We start from the raw sequence: 16863 nt of genomic DNA on the forward strand, positions 1-16863 counted from the left end.
TTAAGCCACTCCCAGCTCCGGCCGCCGCCGGTGATATTCGGTAGCTTGTTCAAAGGCGTAAGCTACCCGCAGCAGTGTTGCCTCATCAAAGGCTTTACCGATCAACTGCAGGCCAACGGGCAGGCCCTGGCTGAAGCCGCAGGGCAGGGAGAGGGCTGGCAACCCGGCCATATTGATGGGGATGGTGCACAGGTCGGACAGGTACATGGCCAGGGGGTCCCCCGCCTTTTCCCCCAGGCGGAAGGCCACCGTCGGTGAAGTCGGCGTCGCCAGGAGGTCATATTTCGCAAAGGCGGCTTCAAAGTCCCGGCGGATCAGGGTCCTGACCTTCAGGGCTTTGAGGTAATAAGCGTCGTAGTATCCCGAACTCAAGGCGTAGGTACCCAGCATAATGCGCCGCTTTACCTCCGGCCCAAAGCCCTGGCTCCTGGTATTCATATACATTTCAATGATGTCCTTGCCCGGCACCCTGAGACCGTAACCGACGCCGTCATAACGGGCCAGGTTGGAGGAAGCCTCCGCCGGGGCCACCAGGTAGTAGGCCGGCAGGGCGAATTCCGTATGGGGCAGGGAAGTTTCTTCGCAAATGGCCCCCATTTCCTCCAGCCTGGCAATGGCCCGGCGGACAACCGTCTCTACCTCCGGTTCCATACCGGCGCCAAAATACTCCCGCGGTACACCTATTTTTAAACCTTTAATTTCAGGTTTTAAAGCCGCCCGGTAATCAGGTACCGGCAATTCAGCCGAGGTGGAATCGCAGGGATCATGACCGGCAATGACCCCCATGACCAGGGCGCAGTCGGTGACATCCCGGGTGATGGGGCCGATCTGGTCCAGGGATGAGGCAAAGGCCACCAGGCCATAGCGCGACACCCGGCCATAGGTCGGCTTCATACCAACGACGCCGCAAAAGGAGGCCGGCTGGCGGATGGAACCGCCGGTATCGGACCCCAGGGCATAACAGGCTTCCCCAGCGGCCACGGCCGCTACCGAACCGCCGCTGGACCCGCCCGGTACCCGCTCCAGGTCCCAGGGATTACGGGTAGGGAAAAAGCCGGAGTTTTCCGTGGAGGAGCCCATGGCAAATTCATCCATATTGAGCTTGCCCAGCATTACCGCCCCGGCCGCTTTAAGGCGCTGGACAACGGCGGCGTCATAGGGTGGCACCCAGTCGGCCAGCATTCGTGAAGCGCAGGTTGTCCGTATCCCTTCCGTGCAGAGGTTGTCCTTCAGGGCCATGGGTACGCCGGCCAGGGGCCCCGGTTCCTCCCCCCGGGCGCGGGCCGCATCAATGGCTTTAGCCTGGGCCAGGGCCTGTTCGGCCGTCCGGGTTAGATAAGCCTGCACCTGGCCATCGACGGCCTCGATGCGGTCGACAATGGCTTCGGTAACCTCTACCGCGCTGACCTCGCGGCGCTGTAAAAGATCGCCCAGCTCGTGGGCGGTTAAATAGTGTAAATCCATCGCCTTAACCTCCCGGTCTAAACTACCCGCGGCACTTTAAACTGCCCTTCACTGGCTGCCGGTGCCCCGGCCAGGGCCTTCTCCCGGGGTAGACCGGGCCGCGCTACGTCATCGCGGAAAACATTGCGCAGGGGCAACACGTGGGCCGTGGGCTCCACGTCCGTGGTGTCCAGGGCGTTCAATTTATCCATATATTCCAGGATTGCGTTGAGTTGCCCGGTATAGGCCGCCTTTTCCTCCGGGGTAAGCTTCAGGCGGGCCAGCAGGGCGACATGTTCTACCTCGGCTGTCGTGATAGGCATATATAATAACCACCTTTTTAAGGTATACTTTCTGCCTAATTATAACAGAAGGGGTGCCCAAGGGCAATCCTTGCCTGGTTAAGCCCGGTCATATAGATCTTCTCGCCGCCAGGCTCGTTTTCCTTCCAGCAATCGTTTTAAACCGTCCGCATCTATCACCGGCACCCCCAGTTCGCGGGCACGGTCGTACTTGGAGCCCGGTTTATCGCCGGCGACTACATAGTCGGTTTTCCGGCTCACACTGCTGCTGACTTTACCCCCTGCCCTGGTAATAAGTTCTTCTGCCTCCTGGCGGGTCAGACCCGGCAGGGTGCCGGTGATGACAAAGGTCTTGCCGCTTAAAGGTCCGGCCGGAGCCGCTTTGCCTTCGGCTTCCATCCGTAGCCCGGCTTTTTTCAGTTTCTCCAGGACGGCCAGATTCCTGGGCTCGGCAAAAAATTCCCGGATACTCTCAGCGATACGGGGGCCGATGTCGGGCAGGGCGGTCAGTTCTTCCTCTGAGGCCGCCCTTAGCTTCTCCAGGGAGCCGAAATGGCCGACCAGGACCCGCGCCGCCCGCTCGCCCACATGGCGAATGCCCAGGCCAAAGAGCAGGCGTTCCAGGGGCCTGTCCTTGGCTTCGGCAATGGCCGCAATGAGGTTGCTGGCCGACTGCTCGCCAAAGCGCTCCAGTTTTAGCAAGTCTTCCTTTTTCAAGTAGTAGAGATCGGCCGCATCATGGATGAGGCCGGCCTCCAGAAGCTGGGCGACGATGGCCGGCCCCAGGCCCTGGATGTCCATGGCCCCCCGGGAGGCAAAGTGGATGATCCCTTCCAGGACCTGGGCCGGGCAGGCCAGGCCCCCGGTGCAGCGGTGGGCCGCTTCCCCCGGCGGGCGGACTACTGCCGCGCCGCAGGCCGGGCACTTCTCCGGCATGGTAAATATCTCTTCCGACCCGGTACGCCGTTCCGGCAGGACCTCCACCACTTCCGGAATGATGTCGCCGGCCTTCTGGATAACCACCGTGTCGCCGATGCGGATGTCCTTTTCCTGGATGTAGTCTTCATTATGCAAGGTAGCCCGGCTGACGGTAGTCCCGGCCAGGCGCACCGGCGTTAAGATAGCCGTTGGTGTCAGGACTCCCGTGCGCCCTACCCGGAGGATAATCCCTTCCACCCGGGTCGTCGCCTGCTCGGCCGGAAATTTATAAGCCACGGCCCAGCGCGGCGCTTTAGCCGTCGCTCCCAGGACAGGGTACAGGGCCAGGTCATTAACCTTGATCACCAGGCCGTCAATCTCATAGGGTAATGCTGCGCGGCGCTCCGCCGTCCAGTTTTTAATTTCTGCCAGTACGGCCCGGATGTCGGGGGCCAGGAAACGGTAGGGGTTGACGGGCAGGCCCAATCCGGCCATCAACTCCAGAGCTTCTGCCTGGGTAGTAACCTGTGCCCCGGCGACGCTGATCACCTGGTAGACAAAAAGGCTTAAGCTGCGGCCGGCCGTTACTTTTGGATCCAGCTGGCGCAAAGACCCGGCGGCAGCATTGCGGGGATTGGCGAAAAGGGGCTCCCCGGCCTCTTCTCGTTCGGCGTTCAGGCGGGCAAAGGCTGCCTTGGGCATGTAGACTTCCCCCCGCACTACCAGGTGGGGCAGGGGTTGCCGTAAACGCAGGGGCAGCACAGGGATGGTCCGGAGATTCGCCGTCACTTCTTCCCCTACCTGGCCATCACCGCGGGTGGCCCCCAGGCTAAAAGCCCCGTCAATATAGGTGAGGGCCACCGTCAGGCCGTCTATTTTGGGCTCGATCAGGTAGGACACCTCGCCGCCGGTTATTTCCCGCACCCGGCGGTCGAAATCCAGCAAATCGCCCTCATTGAAGGCGTCGTTTAAACTCAATAAAACTTCCGGATGCCGGACGGGGTTGAATTCTTCCCGGGGCGCGCCGCCTACCCGCTGGCTGGGGGAATCCGGTGTCAGGAGTTCCGGGTAGGCCTCTTCCAGGGCTATCAATTCCTGCATCAGGGCGTCGTATTCCCGGTCGCTGATTACCGGCTGGTCGAGGACATAGTAGCGGTAGTTGTGTTCTTCTATCAGGCGCCGCAGTTCTTCAACCCTCTGCCGGGCTGTTTGGAAATCCATTTATTACCTTCCTCCAAAAAAACATATCGCATCTCTTCTTAGTCAGGCTTTGTTTTTGGATCGCATCAAAGCCCATGCTGAGCAACCTATGGCTCAGCCGTGGGCTTAAGGCGGGGTTCCCGGCCCATTCGGCATCACAAGCCTTCCGAGGCCGGCCTTTAGTCCCGCTGTCCTCGGCCCCACCCTCGCTCCTCGGCTTCGCCAAGTCCGCTTACCGCTCGGGCCAAGTCGCTCGCTCCAAACAAAAGCCAGACCTTGAACAATATAGTGTCTTATACCTTCCTAACGGGAGCATACCGGACCATGAGTTGCTTGATACCTCTTTCGGGGAAGGCAACGCTGATAACAGTATCCTCACCTTCGCCACTGATTTTTACAACAACCCCGAGACCAAAACTATTATGCTGGACTTTATCCCCCAGTTGCCAGTCAAATTGGACCCCGCGAGCTATCCCGGTCCCGGGTCGGCCCTGCTGGCGGCCGGTGATACCGCCCCCGGAAGCTGGGAGGCCGGCCTGTCCATCCCGGGCGATTAAATCAGGCGGTATTTCCTCCAGGAAACGGGAAGGAGGGTTGCTCATGGTATTGCCGTAAAGGTTGCGGGTCCAGGCATGGGTAAGGTAGAGGACTTCCTTCGCCCTGGTCATGCCCACATAGCAGAGGCGGCGTTCTTCTTCCATCTCCTCCGGGTCCTCCAGGGAGCGAAAATGGGGGAAGACCCCTTCTTCCAGGCCCGCCAGGAAGACCACCGGGAACTCCAGGCCCTTGGCCGTATGCATGGTCATAAAGACCACTGCGTTACCGCCGCTATAGGAATCGCTTTCAGCCACCAGGGCCACCTGGGCCAAAAAATCGGCCAGCTCAGGCTTCTCACTACCCTGGTCATAATTCCTGGTAACCGTCAGGAACTCCTTTAAGTTTTCCAGCCGCGCCTGGGCTTCCGGCGTTTTTTCCGCTTCTAACTCGGCCTGGTAACCGGTTTCCTGTAAAATGGCGGTCACCATGGCCGTTATTGTTAAGTTTTCCTGCTGTTGCCGCAGGTTATCCAGCAAGATTATCATTTCCTGCAGGGCTTGCCGGCCTTTAGCGGGAATACCGGGGATGTTTTCCACCTGTTGTAAAGCCCGGTAAAGACCCAGGCTGCTGCTGGCAGCGAAAGCCTCCAGCCGGGCCAGGGAGGTTTCACCGATGCCCCGCCGGGGGACATTGATAATCCTTAAGAGGCTCGTGGCATCATCGGGGTTGGCTATCACCCTTAAGTAGGCCAGGATGTCCTTGATCTCTTTCCTCTGGTAGAATTTCAGGCCGCCGACGATTTCATAGGGAATACCCGCCTGGAGGAAGGCCTCTTCTAAAGCCCGCGACTGGGCATGGGTACGGTAGAGGACGGCAAAATCGCTGAAGGGTCGGCTTTCCTGGCTGTGGCGGCGGTAAATTTCAGCGGCAATATAATTACCTTCGTCGCGTTCATCGTTGGCGCTGTAGAGGTGCAGCAGTTCCCCTTCCCGCCGCCGCGTCCAGAGGCGCTTTTCCTTGCGGCCCACATTATGCTGGATAACGGCATTGGCCGCCTTGAGGATGGGCTGGGTGGAACGGTAATTCTCTTCCAGGAGGATTACCCGGGCATTGGGAAAATCCTCTTCAAAGGCCAGGATATTGCCGATGTCGGCCCCGCGCCAGCCGTAAATGCCCTGGTCCGGGTCGCCGACGACGCAGAGGTTTTCACCATTGCCGGCCAGCAGGCGCACCAGGACATACTGGGCATGGTTGGTATCCTGGTACTCGTCCACCAGGATATGCTGCCAGCGCTGCTGGTAGTAGCGTAAAATCAGGGGGTTATTCTGCCATAAGGCTACCGTCTGCATGATGAGGTCATCAAAATCCATGGCATTAGCGGCTTTAAGCCTCTCCTGGTAGCGGCGGTAGATAGTGCCCTGCTGCTGTTCTTTTACAGTTGCGCTCCAGCCGAGGTATTGTTCGGGCGTCTGCAAGGAGTTTTTAGCATTGCTGATAACATGGGCTACCGAGCGGGGCGGGAACTTTTTCTCATCCAGGTTTAATTCCTTTAAAACCTCACGAATGACAGCCTGCTGGTCGTCGGTGTCGTAAATGGTGAAATTGGGCCGGTAGCCTAGCAGGTGGGCATCCCGCCTTAAAATGCGGACACAGGCCGAGTGGAAGGTGCTGACCTGGAGGCGCCGGGCCGCGTTACCCACCAGCCCCTCCAGTCGTTCCTTCATTTCCTGGGCCGCTTTATTGGTAAAGGTCACCGCCAGGATATTTTCCGGCTCCACCCCTTCCTGGATCAGGGAGGCCACCCGGTAGGTCAAAACCCTGGTTTTGCCGCTCCCGGCACCGGCCAGGACCAGGAGGGGCGCACCGCGATGGCTGACGGCTTCTTGCTGGGGCTTGTTAAGTAAAGCCATAAAGTCTGCCAAGATCTTCACACTCCCAAACATTACTTATATTCGCCCCGATAGATAAAAAACCTGCTACGCGGTTCTTTTCTTTCTCTCCATCCAGGAAAGGGCTGCATATAATGCAGCAGGTAAAGTATATGTGAGGTGAACAAGGTGTTCAATAGGGACGCAGAGAAGCAAATAATCCGCTTGCAGGCCCCTCAGCAAGAGAAAGGAATTGCGGCCGCCCTGGCTGGCCTGGAAGAAGATTACCAGGAAGGTGAGAAAAATGCCAGCGGCTCCGGCCTGCTGGCAGACAGTACCCCTGCACCCACAGAAGATGCCTCGCCCGGCCTATCGCCAGGCCAGGGCCAGAACCAGCCCCTGACCCTGGCCGCCCACAGCCAGGCCCTCTTCCGGGAAGCTATTTTAAACGGTAGCGTTAACCAGGTCCTGGCCGAGTTGCGGGTCTGGATCGAAAAAATCCGGACTTTCTTGCTCTACGCCGATACCGGTATCGAGACGGCTGGAAACATTGTTAACATCGCCAAAGGTACCCTGGAAAAGGAACTGGGCCTGGCTCCAGCCGCCAGTACCGCCAGCACCACTTCTATGCAACTACCGGCTTCATCCTTACAATTAGTGTGGAACCTCATTCGCACCCCGGAATTCCAGCAGTTTACCGGCCGGATGCTGGCCCAGGTCCTAAAAATGGGCCTCAACCCGCCCCCGCAAGGAGAAAGCTCTGGCTAGAGCCAGAGCTTTCTCCTCAACTCCTGGTATTCAACTTGAGTTAACCTGCTTTCTATATCCCACAGTCAACTCTTTGCCGCCCTGCCCTTATGCCCAGCCTACCAGTCCAGCAGGCGCTTTTCTCCTTCGAGGGCGCGGATGTCCGTCACGTCCTGGGTGACCTCCACCACGCCCCGGTAGCGGCCCTCAGCGTCGCGCACGGCGAAATAACGAATATGGATGAAACGGCCGTTCATGGTCAGCCAGAATTCAGCCTCACTCTTGGTACCGTCCCGGAATTCGGCCAGAATCTTCTCCACCACATGGACGCTGGCCGGGGGATGGCAGTTTTGCACTTTACGGCCGATGATAGCCGGGCTGCGGGTAAAAATGCGATGCTTACCGGCGGAATAATAGCGTACGTTGTCATTCTCGTCAACAAAGGTGATATCTACAGGCAAATGGGTTAAAAGGAGGTTCACCTGTTCCGGGGTCAACCTGCCGGTAGCCAACTCGATTGCCCCTGCCGGGCCTTCTTTTTCCTGCGCATCCGGGGCGGTCCCGGCCGCCTGGCGCGGCCGCCATTCGTTCCCGGGAGAAACCAGGGCGTAGCCTATTTCCTCTTCACCCCGGCGTACCTCAACCCAGTCGGAGGGTGTAAGTTTTTCCAGGGCCATGGGGAAGAGGATGCTTTCTTCCTTATTAATCATTTCCCCTATAGCCGTGAGCAGTTCGTTTCCCTGGTTGATAACAGTAGCCAGATCATCTTCATCCACGGCACGGGTTACCTTTTTCAACATATCCCGGATGTCGTCGTGGAGCTGCCACATGACCTTGGGCGGGCCGTATACTCCCCGCCGTTCCAGCAGCGGAAACAGCTGGTGCTCCTTGCGGAGGAAATGCTTGTCGATTTCCGCCAGGCGGGCCAGCTCTTTTTTAATGTCTTCCTTCAGCTGCCGGAAAACTTCCTGGCCTTCCTTATCTCCAGCCTTAATTTGCCCCAGAAGCTTCCTCAGGGCTTCCACCACACCGCGGATGGCGTCGTTCTCCAGGCGGAAGGTATGGACGGGGTGGCCGGGCGGGGTAGTATCCATCTGCTGTTCGGCCAGGGATTCCTTAAACAGGGCGACGTGAACATCACATAAGCGCTTGATCTCCTCTTCCGGCATGCCCTCGGCAATAAGCCGGCTTTCCAGGGCCGCGATTTCACCCGGGCTGACGTTACGGATCAGCCGGGCAAAGCGTTGTTTCAGCTCTTCCAGGTCCTTACCGGCATGTAAATCCCGGATAATCCCCTTTAAAATTTCCTGGCGCTCTTCCCGGGTATCCAGCAGTTCGCTCACGATCATTTCTCCTTTTAATATTATACTTAAATGTTTCCCTGGCCAAAGTCCGGGTTATACATATTTGCACGCAACAGCCCCCTTAGTCTTGCAGCCAGGGGGCCAGTGCCGGATACTGTTCACACTTTTTTGTTATTTTATTCCTCCATTCCTGGTGGTATAATAAACCAGTAAAATCGAAACAACAGCCGGGAGGTCAATGAAATGGAGCAGAATAAGGAGCAGGCGGGCAGGAGGCCCCTTGAAGCCCAGGCGGCCATTTTAAACGAGCTGGTAGGTTACCAGGAGGGCTCTATCGTCAGCCGTACCATTATCGATAAAAAAAGTGGTACGGTGACTTTATTCGCCTTTGCTGAAGGGCAGGGCCTGAGCGAACATACGGCGCCCTACGACGCCCTGGTACACGTGCTGGACGGGGAAGTGGAAATTACCATCTCCGGCAGACCCCTCCATGTAAAGCCAGGGGAGGCCGTAATCATGCCCGCCAACCAGCCCCATGCCCTGCGGGCGCTAACAAATTTCAAGATGGTGCTGACCATGATAAGGTCTTGAGATAACTCGCCGGAGATCTTGGGCCGTTAATTCCTGACCGGAATGAAAAATATAAATTAGGGCCTCAAAGCACGCTGCCATTGAGGCCCTTATTTTCTTCCAGGAGATGATCTGGCTTTCTTTGACGAATATAATCTGTTTCCCTTAATTTTGAGCCCTTGTTTTAGTTGCAATATCGACCCATACCGCCAGCACGAGAATCAGGCCTTTAACTATAAACTGCCAGAAAGGGGGGGTATTCATCATACTCAAGCCATTATCTAAACTGGCCATGACAAGTGCTCCTATAATCGCCCCACCAATACTACCTGTACCACCCATGAGGCTTGTACCACCAATAACGCACGCTGCAATAGCATCAAGCTCAGCCATTTGACCCGCAGCTACTGAAGCAGCGTTCAATCTTGCTGTTAACAGGATGCCGCCCAGGGCAGCCATTAACCCACTGAGAACAAAAACAGCCAGGACATTATGGCGAATATTAATACCAGATAAGCGTGCTGCTTCACTATTGCCACCAATAGCATAGACATAACGCCCGAAGCGTGTCTTCGTCGCCAAACCCGTAAAAATAAGTGCCATCACCACTACCATAAGGACGGGTACAGGTATACCCTGGTAATCATTCATTAGATAGACAAAGAGGCCAATGAGAACGGCATAAAAAGTAGTGCGCATTATTTCCAGAGTTAAAGAAGGCACAGTAAAACCATACTTAATTCTAGTATACCGTTGCTTTACAGTAACATAGGTCACATAAATAATGCCAAGTGCTGCTAGTAAGAAGCCTATATTTTCAGGTACATAGGATTGGCCTATCTGTTTAAAACTATTCATAAGAGGCGATACAGTTTCGCCATGGCTAATTCCTATAAGAATTCCCCGGAATACCATCATACCGCCCAGAGTGACAATAAAAGCAGGAACCTTTTTATAGGCTACCCACCAGCCCTGCCATAAGCCGGCCAGCAGGCCGATTAAAAGGCTTACCAAAATGGCGGGAATGGTCTGCCACCCATGCCAGACCTGTAAAATTGCCGCTACCCCTCCAGTAAGTCCCATGAGCGAACCTACGGAAAGGTCAATATGACCGGCGACTATAACAAAGACCATACCAATCGCTAAAATAGAAGTAATTGACATCTGCCTGAAGAGGTTTGATAGATTACGGGAAGTTAAAAAAGCACCCTGGGTAGTATAAGTGAAAATAGCCCATATACCCAGCAAGGCTAATATCATTGTATAAGCGCGCACATCTATCTTACTTAAAAACCCGCCTGCTTTAGGGTTAGATTGTACTTTAAGCACTTGCCTTACCTCCAGTTGCACAGGCCATTATTTTTTCTTCTTTGGCTTCTTCACGGGAAAACTCGCCCGTTATTCTTCCTTCACATAACACCAGGATACGATCGCTCATACCCAATATCTCAGGTAACTCGGATGACACCATAACTATGGCTACACCCTGACTAACTAAACTATTAATGAGATTATATATTTCATATTTAGCCCCCACATCAATACCCCGTGTTGGCTCATCAAGAATTAGGACCCTGGGTTTAGTCATCATGGCTTTAGCCAGGACTACTTTTTGTTGATTGCCACCACTCAAGTTTCCTACACGAGCTTCTACGGAGGGGGTCTTTATTTTCAATTTATCAACATAGAATTCCGCATCTCTAATTTCCGCGTTTTCGTTAAGCATAATATTATATGATCTTTTTAAGCTGGCAAGGGTTATATTTTTGCGGATATCCATATCCAGTACCAGCCCTTGACGCCGGCGATCTTCAGGCACGAGAGCTATCCCATTCGAAAGGGCATCTTCGCAATTCTTTATTTTTACCTTTCTCCCATCCAGCCATATTTCTCCTTCATTTTTACCTGGATAACCGCCATAAATGCTGGTAACTAATTCCGTACGGCCCGAGCCAATAAGTCCGGCAATACCTAAGATTTCTCCCTGGCGGACATAAAAGCTGACATCTTTTACTATCTTTTTGCGGGGGTTATCTGGACTGTAGACGCTAAAATTACGAACCTCCAAAGTAATTGCTCCGGGACTATGGTTAGTATAGGGGAAAAGGCTGTTCAGTTCCCGGCCAACCATCATTGATATGATCTTATCCTGGCTCGTTTCGTCTTTTTTCACGGTGCCAATGGTTCTACCATCACGAAGGACGGTAATATTATCGGCAATTGCAAAGACTTCATTTAGCTTGTGGGAAATATAAATACAAGTAACTCCTTTACTTTTTAGCTGGCGTAAAATACGCATCAGAATTTCTACTTCACTTTCCGTCAAAGCGGCAGTAGGTTCATCTAGAACAAGAATACTAGCGTTCTTCGCTAAAGCTTTGGCTATCTCGACCAGCTGCTGTTGCCCTACCCCCAGGTTTTTAATCTTGGTCCCCGGGCTTACCTCCAGGCCCACCTCTTTGAGCCATTTCGTCGCCTCCATATACATTTTGTCCCAATCAATCAATTGATGCTGCAGAGGCTCATTGCCCAGAAAAATGTTCTCCGCTACAGATAATTCGCTAACTAAAGCCAGTTCCTGGTAAATAATAGCTATTCCGGCTCTTTCTGAATCCTTAATGGTGTAGAACTTTTGGGGTTGACCGTTAATCAAAATTTCTCCCTGGTAGGTACCATAAGGATATACACCGCTTAAGACTTTCATTAAGGTAGATTTACCAGCCCCGTTTTCGCCACATAAAGCATGTATTTCACCTTTCCTGGCCTTAAAATCAACTTTGTCTAGAGCCCTGACGCCGGGAAATTGCTTTGTAATTTCCCGCATCTCCAGGATATAGTGGTCCATAATAGACCCCTTCTTTCCCAATAGAATCAGCCGGCCTTAAATTTAACAGGCAAGAGGCCATAGTGGCCTCTTGCCTATCTGTATTTCTTGATTGTCTATTGCTTCGGCCACTTTTCTTTGGGGACGTTTTTATAAACATCCTCAAGTTTGTGGAAACCATCTTTAATTACGGTCTGGACCATATTATCTTTGTCTACCATGATGGGTGTCAGCAAAATGGACGGCACATCTATCTTCCCATTGTTTACTTTATTATTAGGTCTAACATCCTCACCTTTGGCCAGAGCTACCGCAACCTCGGCGGCCCGGGTAGCCAGAGCCGTAATAGGTTTATAAACAGTCATCGATTGTGTTCCTTCAACAATACGCTGGCAGGCAGCAAGGTCCGCATCCTGGCCAGAAATAGCCACTTTACCAGCTAAGTTCTGGGCAGCTAAAGCTTGAATAGCTCCGCCGGCGGTACTATCATTAGATGCGACCACAGCATCAATCTGGTTATTATTGCTGGTCAGGGCATTTTCCATAATCTTCATGGCCTCTTCCGGCAGCCAATCTTTAACCCACTGATCGCCAACAACCTTAATGTCTCCCTTATCAATAAGCGGTTTAAGAACATTCATCTGCCCTTGTCTAAATAATTTAGCATTGTTGTCTGTAGGCGATCCACCCATAAGGAAATATTTACCTTTAGGAACCTTCTTGGTCAAATACTCTGCCTGCAATTCACCGACGCGGACATTATCAAAGGAAATATAGAGATCTACATCTGCATTTCTTATTAAACGATCATAAGCCAGGACTTTCACACCAGCTTTATGCGCCGCTTCGACAATAGGAGCCATAGCATCGCCATTATGGGGTATTACAACTAAGACATCAATACCCTGGGAAATGAGGTTCTCAGCCTGGGAAAGCTGGGTAGCATCGTCACCGTTTGCCGATTGTACCAGTACTTCAGCTCCGAGTTCCTTGGCCTTAGCGACAAACAAGTCTCTATCATGCTGCCAGCGTTCCAGGCGTAAATCATCCATTGAGAGACCTATTTTTATCTTATCGCCACTTTTGGCTGAAGCGCCCTGATTACCTCCATTTTTGCTCGAATTTCCACCTTGACCGCAACCTGTAAGAAGGGTCATAGCCAGCAGGATCAAAACTGCAGCCAGGGCAATTATCCTGGTAGTCCTCTTTTTTAGCACTCTTAAAGCTCCTCCTTTTCACACTAAGAATTAAAGTCAAATTTATCCTTTTCTTAGAATTAGAGGTACGTTTGGTAGTATTCATCCATACCTCCGGGATGGTCAATGACTAAATGAGCTTGCAGAGTTAGCAAATTTTTGTTGGAAAAGGGCAGGTCTATTTTTCGGTTAATTTTTACCTCTTCTTGAGGAGATACGTCTCCTAAATCTTGTTGGCAAATAACGTTATGCCCGGCATCAGTTACAACTACCCGTAGCCTTCCTTTATAAAAAACACCGCCAGAAAGATTTATTATTAATTTCCCTTGTTCTAACCTGACGTCACCCCCTCTGGCTATATAACCCGCTGCTGTTACACTCGCAAATCCCCCACCCCCTTTAGCAACTCCCATTTCCAAAGGAAAAATCTGTATTTCTTCCGGTTTCAGCTTGCGGATGGGCCCCAACACTTCCGCTTCCAGGTGATAACCGGTTTCTTGCGAATAATCCTTACCAGCCACTACACCGCGTCCCACCGTCCAGCATTCCACTGTGCAACCTCCGTCGGGATAGGCCTCTTTCTCTCCCGGATAGTAGGGGTAACGCAGGCACCAGGTATAGCCTTCGGTACCATTGACAAAGGCCATCCAACCAGCCGGTGAATCGACACCAATTTTACCAACATAGAACAGATAAGGTACTACTAAGAGGTCGCCTTCTCGCCTGCCCCATTGCGGGTTATCTTCTTCGCCAAAGATCACGCGATATCCTTTGGCAAACCTGCTCTCAGGGTTTAAAGGTATATAAAGGTGGCAATTAGTGTCATAGCCGTTGCTACTTCTTAATCGCGTATCTAACTGGGTTACATTCCAGATACTCCAGGCCACTGGCCGGGAGCTGACATTCTTCATCCTTAACTCCAGCCACAGCTTGCTGCTGTCCTGCCGGATAGTAACCTTGCGAAAAATCTTAATCCCCGTCCGGGTATCCGGCGGGCTTTCCACTTCATAGCTTACTTTTTCCGGGCTGCATTCCAGCCATCGCCCCGTATATACCCCGGTATCAAGCAACGGGTCCGGCGGGCCGTGCCATTCTTCCTCGGTATCCCACCCCTGGGGTGCCGGCCAGGTTTTATCACCGCCGTAATTCTTCCAGGCGGCAATGGAACCATCGCCGTAATTTTCTTCGGGCGTGAAAAGTTTGCCCTCTAACTCTTTATTAACGTAAAGGAAGGAATAATCACCAAGATCATAGGCCATAATTCTTCCGCCCAGGGCCGGGACCATCACCACCCGGATGAGGTCATTGCCGAACTCGACAGCGCCATCCCAGCCGCGGAAGTTTATTTCCCGCCACCAGCAGGGGCTCATGCCGGTTTACCTCCTTCTAGATACCCCTGGCTGCCGCGCCGGAAAACAGCACCGCAAGATTCCCTGATAACCAGGCTCGTCTTAAACTCGGTTACTGTGGGCTGCATCTCTTTATTCTCGATCTGCTGGATCAGGGACCAGGCGGCCATGGAGCCGATTTCGTACCGCGGCTGGTGGACGGTGGTCAGGGGCGGCGTTACCAGGGACGCCAGCTCAATATCGTCATAACCCACCACAGCCAGGTCCTGGGGAACCTTTAAGCCCAGTTCGCGCGCCGCATGGATGACACCGTAGGCCATCAGGTCGTTGGCAGCAAAAATGGCTGTCGGCCGCTCAGGCAGGGATAATAGTTTTTTCGCAACCGGTATGGCCCCTTCGGTGGTAAAATCGCTGTAAACCACCAGGCTTTCATCGTAGGATACACCAGCCTCGGCCAGGGCCTGGCGGTAGCCGGCCAGGCGTTCTTGCGACACCCGGGCATTCTTATGCCCCGCTACATGGGCAATGCGGTGGTGCCCCAGGCCCAGCAGGTGCCTGGTAGCCAGGTAACCACCACCCCGGTTGTCGATGGCAATGAAGTTCGCCTTCAAATTTTCGATCCAGTACTCTACCAGAACTATTGGAAATCTTTCTTCCACCATCTCGCGCACATAGTCTTCATTCCCTACGGTGTGACCCATCATGAGCAGGCCGTCTACCCGGCCGCTGCGTAAGAAATTAACATAGTTGTGCTTGATTTGCGGGTCCCAGCGCATGCTGGCATACACGATGCCGTAGCCAAACTTATGGGCTACATCCTCCACTCCCTGGATGATGCGGGAGAAGAAGGGGTCGGTGATATCCGACAGGATAACGCCGATGGTGTCGGTCTTTTGTTTCACCAGGCTGCGGGCCAGGGCGCTGGGACGGTAGTTAAGCTCCCGGATAGCCTCCAGCACCCGGCGCCGGGTCTCTTCGTTGACGTCGTCTTTCCCGTTGAGAACCCTGGATACTGTAGTTCGTGATACTCCGGCTCTTTTAGCAACATCAGAGATATTTGCCAACTCTTTTTCACTCCGTCATCTTGGTCAAATCGTGCATGGTGCCCCGCAGGAGGGGATACAAGGACGTATACAGGGTATAAAGGCGGTCGTAGGTGCTTGCTTCTGACGGTACCGGTTCGGCCCGGCTGGTCACCTTGATGGTAGAGCTACAGGCAGCTTCCACGGAAGGGTAAATACCCGCCCCCACCCCGGCCAGCAAAGCTGCGCCAAAGGCCGGCCCATCGGTGCTGTTCACCGTGGTCACCGGGTGCTTAAAGACGCTGGCGAGAATCTGCCGCCATAGAGGACTGCGGGCGCCGCCGCCGGAAACACGGATTTCTTCCACCTTCACCCCGGCCTGCTGTAAAAGTTCCAGGGAATCGCGCAGGCCGAAGGCCACGCCTTCCAGGACGGCCCGCACCAGGTGACCCTTCTTGTGGCGCATGGTGAGACCGATATATCCGCCCCGTGCTGCCGGGTCGGGATGGGGCGTCCTTTCCCCCAGCAGATAGGGCAAGAACAGCAACCCTTCGGCTCCCGGGCCCGCCTCAGCCGCCCGGGCCGTCAACAAGTCATAGGGATCAGTACCCGTTGCCGCAGCTTCTTTGATCTCTTCGCCACCCAGCTGGTTGCAGAACCACTGTAATGAAGCCCCTGCAGCCAGCATCACTCCCATAAGGTGCCACTTACCGGGGACGGCATGGCAGAAGGCGTGCAGGGTACTGCCCGGCTGGATATTTGGCTTAGCAGTCATGGCGAAAACCACACCGGAGGTTCCCAGGGCCGCCGATAGAATCCCTTCTTCTACAATGCCTGTGCCTACAGCCCCGGCAGCCTGGTCACCACCGCCACCCACTACCGGCGTCCCGGCCGGGAGGCCGGTGGCAGCCGCGGCTTCCGGGGTGATCTGGCCGGTTATTTCCGGCGACTCGTGTACCCGGGGCAACCATTCCTGGGGAAGGTCCAGGGCCGCCAGCATTTCTCCCGACCAGCGGCGGGCAGCCACATCCAGGAGCAACGTCCCGGAAGCGTCGGATACTTCGGTGGCCAGTTCCCCCGTCAGGCGGAAACGGATATAGTCTTTAGGAAGCAGCACATGGCGGATTTGATTATAAATTTCCGGTTCGTGGCGTCTAAGCCAGACCAGCTTGGGTGCCGTAAAGCCTGGCAGGGCGGGGTTCCCCGTCCACTGGTAGAGCTTTTCTTCCCCTATTTCCTCGTACATCCAGGCACATTCCCCACCGGTGCGCTGGTCGCACCAGAGGATGGCCGGCCGTAAAACCTGGTAGTTGGCGTCTAAAACTACGGCCCCGTGCATCTGGCCCGACAGGCCAACGCCGGCGACATCCCGGCCGTCATGGCCACTTTTAACCCAGATTTCCTGCACCGCCATCACCACGGCCTGCCACCACTGTTCCGGCTCCTGCTCGGCCCAGCCCGGCCGGGGCTGGCTCAATGGATACTCTACATAGGAGGAAGCCGCTACCCTGCCGTCTTCCTCCACCAGGACGGCTTTGGTGCCAGAAGTACCGATGTCGATCCCGAGTAAGTATGGCATGATC

Annotated in this window: 13 protein-coding genes; 2 read left to right on the forward strand and 11 right to left on the reverse strand. The window is 54.3% G+C overall.

Translation table 11 applies throughout. From position 1 onward, the window contains the following. The 4 genes from gatA to pcrA all read right to left on the reverse strand — a co-directional run bounded on the left by gatA (position 1) and on the right by pcrA (position 6343). Positions 1-1464, reverse strand: a complete 1464-nt coding sequence (gene gatA, locus MOST_RS16040) for an Asp-tRNA(Asn)/Glu-tRNA(Gln) amidotransferase subunit GatA (RefSeq protein WP_054936681.1) — start codon at positions 1462-1464, stop codon at positions 1-3. Positions 1465-1481: 17 nt separating this feature from the next. Further along, positions 1482-1766 carry an Asp-tRNA(Asn)/Glu-tRNA(Gln) amidotransferase subunit GatC gene (gene gatC / locus MOST_RS16045; protein WP_054936682.1) on the reverse strand — a complete coding sequence of 95 codons (285 nt, stop codon included), beginning with the start codon at positions 1764-1766 and terminating at the stop codon, positions 1482-1484. A gap of 78 nt (positions 1767-1844) precedes the next feature. Then, the gene (gene ligA, locus MOST_RS16050) at positions 1845-3884 is read right to left on the reverse strand and encodes an NAD-dependent DNA ligase LigA (protein WP_054936683.1); all 2040 of its coding nucleotides are present in this window, start codon (positions 3882-3884) and stop codon (positions 1845-1847) included. A 272-nt stretch (positions 3885-4156) separates the two neighbouring features. Beyond that, the gene (gene pcrA, locus MOST_RS16055; RefSeq protein ID WP_054936684.1) at positions 4157-6343 is read right to left on the reverse strand and encodes a DNA helicase PcrA; all 2187 of its coding nucleotides are present in this window, start codon (positions 6341-6343) and stop codon (positions 4157-4159) included. A gap of 114 nt (positions 6344-6457) precedes the next feature. On the opposite strand from pcrA, the gene MOST_RS16060 reads away from it, so the two are divergent. Next, positions 6458-7036, forward strand: coding sequence for a hypothetical protein (locus MOST_RS16060; protein ID WP_054936685.1), 579 nt, complete (start codon positions 6458-6460; stop codon positions 7034-7036). Positions 7037-7134: 98 nt separating this feature from the next. Here MOST_RS16060 and MOST_RS16065 read toward each other — a convergent pair whose 3' ends face one another. After that, the gene (locus tag MOST_RS16065; protein ID WP_054936686.1) at positions 7135-8358 is read right to left on the reverse strand and encodes a DUF438 domain-containing protein; all 1224 of its coding nucleotides are present in this window, start codon (positions 8356-8358) and stop codon (positions 7135-7137) included. Positions 8359-8562: 204 nt separating this feature from the next. On the opposite strand from MOST_RS16065, the gene MOST_RS16070 reads away from it, so the two are divergent. Further along, complete coding sequence (locus MOST_RS16070) at positions 8563-8910, forward strand: cupin domain-containing protein (protein ID WP_054936687.1); 348 nt, start codon at positions 8563-8565, stop codon at positions 8908-8910. Positions 8911-9054: 144 nt separating this feature from the next. Here the strand turns inward: MOST_RS16070 and MOST_RS16075 are convergent, their stop codons facing one another. From MOST_RS16075 to xylB, 6 genes are all read right to left on the reverse strand, one after another. Beyond that, the gene (locus MOST_RS16075; protein WP_244267018.1) at positions 9055-10149 is read right to left on the reverse strand and encodes a sugar ABC transporter permease; all 1095 of its coding nucleotides are present in this window, start codon (positions 10147-10149) and stop codon (positions 9055-9057) included. Between the two features lie 61 nt (positions 10150-10210). After that, positions 10211-11734, reverse strand: a complete 1524-nt coding sequence (locus MOST_RS16080; protein ID WP_054936688.1) for a xylose ABC transporter ATP-binding protein — start codon at positions 11732-11734, stop codon at positions 10211-10213. A 95-nt stretch (positions 11735-11829) separates the two neighbouring features. Beyond that, a complete protein-coding gene (gene xylF, locus MOST_RS16085) occupies positions 11830-12870 on the reverse strand; it encodes a D-xylose ABC transporter substrate-binding protein (RefSeq protein ID WP_054936757.1) in 1041 nt (346 codons plus the stop codon). A gap of 119 nt (positions 12871-12989) precedes the next feature. Next, positions 12990-14279, reverse strand: a complete 1290-nt coding sequence (locus MOST_RS16090) for a DUF4380 domain-containing protein (RefSeq protein WP_054936689.1) — start codon at positions 14277-14279, stop codon at positions 12990-12992. Further along, complete coding sequence (locus tag MOST_RS16095; RefSeq protein ID WP_083476613.1) at positions 14276-15322, reverse strand: LacI family DNA-binding transcriptional regulator; 1047 nt, start codon at positions 15320-15322, stop codon at positions 14276-14278. Before MOST_RS16095 ends, MOST_RS16090 begins: the two co-directional genes overlap by 4 nt. A gap of 7 nt (positions 15323-15329) precedes the next feature. Then, positions 15330-16859 carry a xylulokinase gene (xylB, locus tag MOST_RS16100; protein ID WP_054936691.1) on the reverse strand — a complete coding sequence of 510 codons (1530 nt, stop codon included), beginning with the start codon at positions 16857-16859 and terminating at the stop codon, positions 15330-15332. Between the last annotated feature and the right edge of the window lie 4 nt (positions 16860-16863).

Origin of the sequence: Neomoorella stamsii (assembly GCF_002995805.1) — a bacterium.
Lineage (GTDB): Bacteria > Bacillota > DSM-521 > Neomoorellales > Neomoorellaceae > Neomoorella > Neomoorella stamsii.

Excerpts from the sequence above, each read along its gene's own strand:
- MOST_RS16070 (WP_054936687.1), top strand. The coding sequence starts at position 8,563 with ATGGAGCAGAATAAGGAGCAGGCGGGCAGGAGGCCCCTTGAAGCCCAG.
- MOST_RS16090 (WP_054936689.1), bottom strand. The coding sequence starts at position 14,279 with ATGAGCCCCTGCTGGTGGCGGGAAATAAACTTCCGCGGCTGGGATGGC.
- gatA (WP_054936681.1), bottom strand. The coding sequence starts at position 1,464 with ATGGATTTACACTATTTAACCGCCCACGAGCTGGGCGATCTTTTACAG.
- gatC (WP_054936682.1), bottom strand. The coding sequence starts at position 1,766 with ATGCCTATCACGACAGCCGAGGTAGAACATGTCGCCCTGCTGGCCCGC.
- xylF (WP_054936757.1), bottom strand. The coding sequence starts at position 12,870 with ATGACCCTTCTTACAGGTTGCGGTCAAGGTGGAAATTCGAGCAAAAAT.
- ligA (WP_054936683.1), bottom strand. The coding sequence starts at position 3,884 with ATGGATTTCCAAACAGCCCGGCAGAGGGTTGAAGAACTGCGGCGCCTG.
- xylB (WP_054936691.1), bottom strand. The coding sequence starts at position 16,859 with ATGCCATACTTACTCGGGATCGACATCGGTACTTCTGGCACCAAAGCC.
- MOST_RS16075 (WP_244267018.1), bottom strand. The coding sequence starts at position 10,149 with ATGATATTAGCCTTGCTGGGTATATGGGCTATTTTCACTTATACTACC.
- pcrA (WP_054936684.1), bottom strand. The coding sequence starts at position 6,343 with ATGTTTGGGAGTGTGAAGATCTTGGCAGACTTTATGGCTTTACTTAAC.
- MOST_RS16080 (WP_054936688.1), bottom strand. The coding sequence starts at position 11,734 with ATGGACCACTATATCCTGGAGATGCGGGAAATTACAAAGCAATTTCCC.